Annotated in this window: 9 protein-coding genes; 1 reads left to right on the forward strand and 8 read right to left on the reverse strand. The window is 52.4% G+C overall.

Annotated elements, in window-relative coordinates; genetic code table 11:
* Positions 1-315, forward strand: a 315-nt coding sequence (locus tag IBX50_RS14590) for a YkgJ family cysteine cluster protein (protein ID WP_366930735.1), incomplete at its 5' end; no start/stop codon positions are given.
* Here IBX50_RS14590 and IBX50_RS14595 read toward each other — a convergent pair.
* From IBX50_RS14595 to IBX50_RS14630, 8 genes are all read right to left on the reverse strand, one after another.
* Positions 278-1048: a 3'-5' exonuclease gene (locus IBX50_RS14595; protein WP_292257025.1), complete on the reverse strand. Its 771-nt coding sequence runs from the start codon at positions 1046-1048 to the stop codon at positions 278-280. The two genes, IBX50_RS14590 and IBX50_RS14595, sit on opposite strands and share 38 nt — an antisense overlap.
* Positions 1049-1057: 9 nt before the next feature.
* Entirely contained in the window at positions 1058-2911 is a 1854-nt protein-coding gene (locus IBX50_RS14600; RefSeq protein ID WP_292257026.1) for a putative nucleotidyltransferase substrate binding domain-containing protein, read from the reverse strand.
* A gap of 37 nt (positions 2912-2948) precedes the next feature.
* Positions 2949-4577 carry a BCCT family transporter gene (locus IBX50_RS14605; protein ID WP_292257027.1) on the reverse strand — a complete coding sequence of 543 codons (1629 nt, stop codon included), beginning with the start codon at positions 4575-4577 and terminating at the stop codon, positions 2949-2951.
* Positions 4578-4698: 121 nt separating this feature from the next.
* Positions 4699-5985 carry a hypothetical protein gene (locus tag IBX50_RS14610; protein WP_292257028.1) on the reverse strand — a complete coding sequence of 429 codons (1287 nt, stop codon included), beginning with the start codon at positions 5983-5985 and terminating at the stop codon, positions 4699-4701.
* A 3-nt stretch (positions 5986-5988) separates the two neighbouring features.
* Positions 5989-6144: a hypothetical protein gene (locus IBX50_RS14615; RefSeq protein ID WP_292257029.1), complete on the reverse strand. Its 156-nt coding sequence runs from the start codon at positions 6142-6144 to the stop codon at positions 5989-5991.
* Positions 6145-6170: 26 nt separating this feature from the next.
* On the reverse strand, positions 6171-7196 hold the full coding sequence (gene plsX, locus IBX50_RS14620) for a phosphate acyltransferase PlsX (RefSeq protein ID WP_292257030.1): 1026 nt from the start codon (positions 7194-7196) through the stop codon (positions 6171-6173).
* A gap of 26 nt (positions 7197-7222) precedes the next feature.
* Positions 7223-7402, reverse strand: coding sequence for a 50S ribosomal protein L32 (gene rpmF / locus IBX50_RS14625; protein ID WP_292257031.1), 180 nt, complete (start codon positions 7400-7402; stop codon positions 7223-7225).
* Between the two features lie 35 nt (positions 7403-7437).
* Entirely contained in the window at positions 7438-7908 is a 471-nt protein-coding gene (locus IBX50_RS14630) for a YceD family protein (protein ID WP_292257032.1), read from the reverse strand.
* Positions 7909-8179: the final 271 nt, after the last annotated feature.

Below are 8179 nucleotides of genomic sequence, written 5' to 3' on the forward strand. Positions count from 1 at the left end.
ATTCCACTGGAAGATCTGGGTGATATTGATGCTTCGGTCAGTTGTTTCAGCTGTCAGGCCTGTTGTTGCCAACTGGAGGTATTACTGATCAGTGATACGGGTGTGCCTCGCCGTTTTATTGATACCAACGAATGGGGTGTGGAGGTGATGCTGCGACTGGATGATGGTTGGTGTGCAGCACTGGATCGTGATACCTATATGTGTGGCATCTACGAAAAACGCCCGTGGATCTGTCGAGATTTTGCCATGGGATCTTATGACTGTGTACAGCAGCGTATTACTTCCACAAATCCTGCAGTGGGGTTTCCGGACTGAAGTGGTGAGCAATCTGAGCCTGCAGTAACTCTGCTGTTGCCAGTGCATCGGTCAAAGCATGATGAGGCTGATAAGCGGGCAGTCCATAACGGCTGCGACTGTCTGCCAGCCGAATGGAAACCTGACGGCGTCCCAGCAAACGATCCAGCCAGCCGAGGGGTTTACGCCGGTGCAGGCGGGCTTCCAGCTCCATGGTATCAATCACCGGAAATTCCAGTCCTTCATCTAAACGTGTTTTTAATGCAGCATCCAGAAATGCTCGCTCAATACCCCGGTAATGCACCACCAGCACGTGACCGGCAAATCGGGTCAGCAGTTCATCCAGTATTCGGTTCAGATCCGGTGCGGCCTGTACCTGCGAGTGAGTGATGCCGTGAATCACGATGGATTCGTCTTTCAGGCTGGTGCGGGGGTTAACAATCCAGTGGCTGGCTTCAGCACAGCGGATACGAGCCAGAGACAGAGGCACCAGACCTATGCTGACAATACCATCCCGCAGTGGATTAAGCCCGGTGGTTTCCACATCCACCGCCAGCAGTGGAACCTGGTTGATCGGGGTGTCACCACTGACCACTCCGGCAGCATAAAAAGCTTGCAGGCGCGGATCTTTAGCCTGTTGTTGCAGCTGTGCAAAACGTGCCGTCCAGTCAGGAACCTGATTATCAACCTGTTTCAGCTGGGGATCATCCTGTGCTGATGAGTTGGCCAGTTTTTTGGGCTCCAGATAGAACATGGGTGTGCCTCAGCTCATTGGGTAACGGAATTTCAGAAACTTCTGCGCATGGCTGAGAATCTGGAAGGCATCTTTCAGGTTCTTGCGTTCAAAGTCTGAGAGGTTTTCCGGTGCAACATTGTTATCCGGCAGTTCACCCTGCTGTATGGATAACGCCTGATGGCGTATCCGCACCATAGAAATCAGCTCAAGGGCATCCCGCAGATCCTGCCCGCGACCTTTGGGCAGGATGTTGGCAGCAATGATGTCTTCCAGTCGTTCAAAAGAATTACGTGCGGTGGAGCCAATCGCAAGGGCATGAACACGAATCAGATCCGCCACCGGCGCCGTGCCACGGCGTTTGGTGTTGATCGAGTTGTTGTGCTTGCCATCCTTTTCCATCACAAAATCCTTGAAAAATCCCAGAGGCGGTGTGCGATTCAGGGCATTACGCGCCATGCAGGCCAGAAAGCGGGGGTTGTGTTTTACCTTGCGGTTTATAAAGTCATTCAGCTGGTCAGCCCATTCCAGCTTGCCCCAGACACCATCCAGATCAAAAAAGATCGAACTGTTGAGCAGGAATTCCGGGGTGGGTTTTTCAATCCAGTTGGAAAAATAACCTTCCCAGACTTTGAGTGGTTGCCGCCAGCGGCTGTTGCTGGCCATGATGCCGCCCTTGCAGTAGGTGTAACCACAGGCATCCAGTCCTTCGGCAACAAACTCGGCCAGTTTGCGAAAATAATCATCATGCAGTGCAGGGTCAAAGCTGTTGTGCAGGATCATGGCGTTATCCTGATCCGTTACAATGCTTTGTTCTTCTCTTGCCATGGAGCCCAGCGCCAGAAAACAGTAGGGAACAGGTGGTGGCCCGAATTTTTCCTCACCCAGCTCCAGCAGGCGTTGTTTAAAACTGCATCCGATCACCGCCATCGCGGTGCCGATCATACGGGAGTTGGCATCCTCGCGCACCATGCGTACAAAACTGGAACGCACGTCATCCACCAGCCCCTGCAGTTCTTCAATGCTCTGCTGGCGGAAGATGCTGCTGACCACAAACAGACTATTCTGGGATTCGTAACGGATGATATCAGACAGCGCAATCACCCCGATGGGGTGGCCTTTTTTCATCACTGGCAAGTGATGCAGGTTAGAGCGCAGCATCAACAGCATGGCTTCAAACACCAGCTGGCTGTGTTCCACGCTGAGCGGATCTTCGGTCATGATGCTGGAAACAGGCTGTTGCACATCCAGCCCCACCGCCAGTACACGGGTACGAAGATCCTTGTCGGTTAGGATACCGGCCGGTCGAATGTTGTCTGTTTCCGTAATCAGCAGACAGGAGACAGACTCCTCTGTCATTTTTACTGCTGCAGCTTGCACACTGGCATGCAGATCCAGGCTCACTGGCTCACGGCTGACCAGCGACTCAATACGAGCCGTCATCAGCTCATTGGCATCTTCTCGGCGGGAAACAGCCTGACGCAGGCGAGTGCGGTCTTCAACTTCCACTGCATCCGCAAAAAGTTCATGTTCTTCAAACAGGCGAGTGAAGATAGGTTCAGGCACAAAATAAATCAGGGTGTCTTCCAGTGCCTGCACCGGGAAACGGACACGCCCGTTACGCAGCAGGCCAAACTCACCAAAAAAACCGCCTTCACTGAGGCGGTTGTAGAGATCACCGTTGCGGCGGAAAACTTCCACCGCTCCGCTGCGCACCAGATGCAGGGCATCGATGGCCTGACCAAACTCCAGAATCCGGGTGCCAGCCTTGAAGTAACCCACTTCCACTTGAGTGGCAACTTCTGTCATCACCTCTTCCGGCAGCTGGTTGAAGGGTGGAAAGCGGCGCAGAAACGCCAGCACTTCCAGTTGTTCAACTTCCATCAGACCTCCTGGATGCCCTGAATGTTGCAGTTTCAGGCTAGACTGCGCGTGGCTCGGAAGCCAAGCCTTTTACCAGTGCCACACAGGACATCAACAGCACCAGGGTAAAGGGAAAGCCTGCTGACACGGCCATGGCCTGTAAGGCAATGAGACCCCCACCCAGAATCAGTGCAATCGCCACCAGTCCTTCAAAGGTGCACCAGAATACTCGCTGTGGGGTGGGTGCGTTCACCTTGCCACCGGCAGAGATGGTGTCTATCACCAGTGAACCTGAGTCGGAGGAGGTGACAAAAAACACCACCACCAGCACAATGGCAATGAATGAAGTCACCTGTGCCAGCGGTAATACATCCAACATGGTGAACAGCTGCAGCGGCAGGGCAGCGGAAGCCACCTCACCAAAACCACCCAGAAACTGACTGATGGCGGTGCCGCCGAAGACGGTCATCCAGAGTACACAGGCCGCCGAAGGAATCAGCAGTACCGAGATCAAAAACTCCCGCACGGTACGACCGCGAGAAACTCGCGCAATAAACATGCCGACAAAAGGTGACCAGGAAATCCACCAGGCCCAGTAGAAGGCAGTCCAGCCTTGGGAGAAGTTGGCATCTTCACGGCCAATCGGGTTGGCCAATGCTGGCAGGTGTTGCAGGTAAGCTGCCAGATTGGAGAAAAAGCCGGTCAGGATAGCCAGTGTAGGACCAACAATAATCACAAACAGCATCAGTACCGCAGCCAGCACCATGTTGATCTCGGACAGGCGTTTAACTCCGGCCTCAAGACCCGCCAGCACCGAAACCAGAGCAATCAGGGTAATACCAATAACCAGCAATACTTCGGTCACTTGTCCCTTGGGCAGACCAAACAGGTAATTCAGACCGGCTGCTGCCTGAGAGGCGCCCAGCCCCAGCGAGGTCGCCAGACCAAACAGGGTTGCCAATATCGCTAGAATATCAATGAGATGACCCGGCCAACCCCAGACTCGCTCACCCAACAGTGGGTAAAAAATGGAGCGAATGGTCAGGGGTAATCCCTTGTTAAATGAGAATAAAGCCAGCCCCAGTGCCAGCACGGCATAAATGGCCCAGGGGTGAAGTGCCCAGTGGTAGATGGTTGCAGCCATCGCCAGGCGCTCTGCTGCTACTGCATCACCGGCTGCTGCTCCAAGAGGAGCCCAGTCAGTACGTAGCCCGTTTTCCATGCTGATGCCACCCAGAGCACTGTTGAAGTGAGACAGGGGTTCGGATACACCAAAAAACATCAATCCGATACCCATACCTGCAGCAAACAGCATGGAAAACCAGCCAAGATAGGTGAAGTCAGGTGTGGCTTCTGTGCCACCGAGGCGTACCTTGCCGAGCGGGGAAAAAATCAGAAAAAGGCATAAGAGTACAAAAATATTGGCAGCGCTGATGAAAAACCAGTCCAGATTGGAAGTCAGCCATCCTCGCACACTGCCAAAAATCGGCTCTACCTGGCTTTGAAATACAAGGGTCAACACTACAAACGCAATGATCATCAGACCGGAAATCAGAAAAACACGGTTATGGATATCCAGGCCAAAGGGGCCGACCTGCAACGCAATGTTGTCCTGACCGATCTGGTAATCCGTGTCGATGGGATTCACCTCACCGTCCGGCTTCATGGGATCTTTTTCATCCGTCATTACTTGCTCCATAGACTAAAGTTCAGGGTGTATAAGCATGAAGGATATAGCTTTTACATGCAACCGCGCAGGCTGCAAAGCTGATTTCTACTGCTTTTGAACCCCGCAACTTAAGTTTGGATTAGAAACTCACATAAACCAGCAGTACCAGCAGGTGGATCACCAGCATCACACCAACAAAACCCAGATTCCAACGACTGAAAGCATAAGCCGACAAACCATAACGCCCTTGCATGGCCAGATGGGTACCGGACAAGGGCGAAATGCTGACACCCAACGCCCAGGCCATCAAAAACACCATAGCCAGTAAATTAGGATCACTGACCCAGGGAGCAAATAAACCACCAGCGGTGGAGATGCTGATCACCGGATGAATACCCAATGCGGAAACTCCCACCAGCACCAAAAGTAAAATCCAGGCCTGCCAGGCACCAAAGTGATCCAGCTGTAAAACAAAATCTGCCGCTTGCAGGGCTGAACCGATTCCGGCGGCCAGCACACCAGCAGCAAGAAACAACAGGGTTTCACCGGACATGGTGGGCAGTGTGTGTTCGATATGCTGCCTTAACCGCAGCAGGCTTTTGCCGTGATAACGCCAAATAAGCAGCACCAGTGTAAACAGCAGTGACAAAATCGAGACCAGTGTCAGCACTGGCAGCTGATCCCACAGGGTATGTGCCACCAGCACACTCACCGCCAGCCACAGAGGCAACATCAGGGCGCGCCAGTGCATGGGATAAGCTTCGCTGAACTCCGCCTCCGGCTGTTTGATTAACCACCAGCCAGCCACAAACAAGCCCACAACAGCCAGCACCAGACCCATCGGCATCAACTGCCAGAGACTGGCACCCGGCGCATTGATCAACACCACACCCATGGCCGCAAAAAAAGGTGACCAGTGGGCAGCCAGAGTAAAACCCCGGGTAATCACCAAGGCCTGTAAGGGTGTTAGTGGCTGACGTGCGGATAACCGGTCTGCCATGATGATCATGGCAGAAAAATTGATCACCGCACCAAAAGCATGAACCCCCAGCAGGGTTTTCCACAAGGCAGTACGACCCACTGGCAAGGGCTGTTTTGCAGCCAGATCAGTGATGGCAACCAGCCGCAGAAAACTGACCGAAATCAGCATGCTCAGCAACCCCTGATTAGCTTCTAGCGCTTGCCACCACCAGCCTGATCCAGTTTGATTAAATTGCCCCCAGATGAGCCCGGCAAAACCAACCAGCAACATCAGTAACACCTGCCCTTGCTGCAACCCTGTCAGGCGTTTAAAAAGGCGCATTGCTGCCAGCCAGGCAAAAAAACCGGCCAGTGCAGCTGCCATGGGCAAACCAAAACTGGCCAACAAGGCCAACAGCACCATCAACAACAGGCTGTAACCTGTGACAGAATCAGCAGGTTTCATGGTTTAAGTTGATCCGTGACAGCGGGTGGTGGATAAAGCAACAGCAACACTGCCAGCAACAATATCCGGTAACACCGGAGTGATCAGGGCACCTGCCATCACGGTCATGCTGCTGGAAAGCAGTAATACCAGTTTGATCTTGCCAGAAGTGCCGGACACAGGATCAGCTCCATTGGGAGGGGGGATTAGTCTTGTGGCAAATCCAGTTTTTGCATCTGCTCCAGCAAACGGGCGGACAATCCCTGACGCGCTTCTACAGCCGCCCGCATGATGGCAAAAGAAAAGCCCACTGCATCTGCATTACCATGGCTTTTAACCACACAACCTTTTAGCCCAAGAAAACTGCCACCATTATAACGTACCGGATCCATCTGCTGTTTTAACTGTCGCAATAATGGGCGCGCCATCAGGCCGACCAGACGACTGTACAGGCTTTTTTCAAACAGCGACTGGATTTTGCCGGACAGAAAACGAGCCAGTCCTTCGCTGGTTTTCAGGGCAATATTGCCAACAAAACCATCACACACCACCAGATCCACATCCCCGCGGAAAATTTCATCCCCTTCGACATAACCTACAAAGTTCAGGCTGGGGTGGTTTTCAATCAGGTGAGCGGCTAGTTTCACCAGGGTATTACCCTTGATGGCTTCATGACCCACATTCAGCAGAGCCACACGAGGTTTGGCCTTGCCTTCCACACAACTGACCATCACCGAACCCATCAAGGCAAACTGCAGCAGGTGTTCAGCCTGACAGTCCACATTGGCACCCAGATCCAGCAGGTAACTGTGTCCTTGTTGTGTGGGTATCGCTGTACTGATGGCTGGACGCTCAATACCGGGCAACATACCCAGATAATGCCGTCCTACCAGCATCAGTGCTCCGGTATTACCACCACTGACACAGGCATGACACTGGCGCTGGGCAACCAGTTGTACAGCAAGATGCATGGAGGAGCGTTTGCGGCTGCGCAGTACGGAGACAGGAGATTCATCCATACCAATCACATCATCACTGGCCAGCAGAGAAATGCGCGAGGCAAACTCATGACTCAGTTGATGTTGCAGCAGCAGGGATTCAAGCAGGGGTTTGTCACCAACCAGAGTGACATTCAGGAGGGGATCCTGAGTTAATGCCAGAAGGGTTCCGGCAACATTAGTGCGGGGACCTGAGTCCCCGCCCATAGCGTCAATAGCCAGATTTATCTGCACAGTAAAAGCTCCATGCAGATAAAGGCTTATTCTTCGCCTTTGTTGATTACTTTACGACCACGGTAGAAGCCTTCTGCAGTCACGTGGTGACGGCGATGAACTTCACCGCTGGTTGCATCAACGGACAGAGCAGTTGCGCTCAGGGCATCGTGTGAACGACGCATGTCACGTCTAGCGCGGGTTTTACGATTCTGTTGAACAGCCATGATTTACTCCTGGGTTTGCTGAGCCAAACTAAAATTCATTGCCCGGATTTCAGTGATTTTTTCAAATCGGCCAGAGCACTGAAAGGGTTGTGTTTCTTTTCCGGTTCCTGAGCTTGTGTTTCCTGCAACTGAAGATGCTGTGGCAGTTTGCAATCTTCCGGTGGATGGTAGGCCACCAGTGGCAAAGCTAAAATCAGTTCATCTTCAATCGCCGGTAACAGCTCTAGAACATCTTTTTCAATAAATACCGGTTCATGGGTACGTGGCAGATTTTCTGCTGCTTCTTCTGTAGTCACCAGACCCCAGAGAAACTCGCTGTTGATCGCCTGCCGCACCGAACCCAGACAACGCTGGCATTCCAGTGTGACTTCACCTTTCAAGCTCCCCTGTACCTGCATTAGGCGCTGGGGACCATGACTGAACCTGAGTTCAAAGTGGATAGTATCATCCACATCCAACAACATGTCCCCGGCTCGCTTCATGTCCTGCAGCGGCAGATCAAACATCAATTCCCGATCTGTTGCGCAAAATTTGTAAGGATCCAGAGGGTGAAGCAGGTATTCGTTTGCCATAAAATTCAAGCGCGCAATAATAGTGGGACTAAAGCTGAGTGTCAAAGCAACATTGACATTTCAGTACAAAAAAGCAGAAGGTTCAAGCCTGCGAAGTCGTATATTCTATTCTTTCGCACACCACAAGTCACCCTCACTCACCACACAGGGCAGGGCAATTGGGCTTAATTCTGCTTGCAAAATACGTTGCTTCACTGTAATAAAA

Source organism: Marinospirillum sp., assembly GCF_014859565.1.

Excerpts from the sequence above, each read along its gene's own strand:
- rpmF (WP_292257031.1), bottom strand. The coding sequence starts at position 7,402 with ATGGCTGTTCAACAGAATCGTAAAACCCGCGCTAGACGTGACATGCGT.
- IBX50_RS14600 (WP_292257026.1), bottom strand. The coding sequence starts at position 2,911 with ATGGAAGTTGAACAACTGGAAGTGCTGGCGTTTCTGCGCCGCTTTCCA.
- IBX50_RS14630 (WP_292257032.1), bottom strand. The coding sequence starts at position 7,908 with ATGTTTGATCTGCCGCTGCAGGACATGAAGCGAGCCGGGGACATGTTG.
- IBX50_RS14605 (WP_292257027.1), bottom strand. The coding sequence starts at position 4,577 with ATGACGGATGAAAAAGATCCCATGAAGCCGGACGGTGAGGTGAATCCC.
- IBX50_RS14610 (WP_292257028.1), bottom strand. The coding sequence starts at position 5,985 with ATGAAACCTGCTGATTCTGTCACAGGTTACAGCCTGTTGTTGATGGTG.
- IBX50_RS14595 (WP_292257025.1), bottom strand. The coding sequence starts at position 1,048 with ATGTTCTATCTGGAGCCCAAAAAACTGGCCAACTCATCAGCACAGGAT.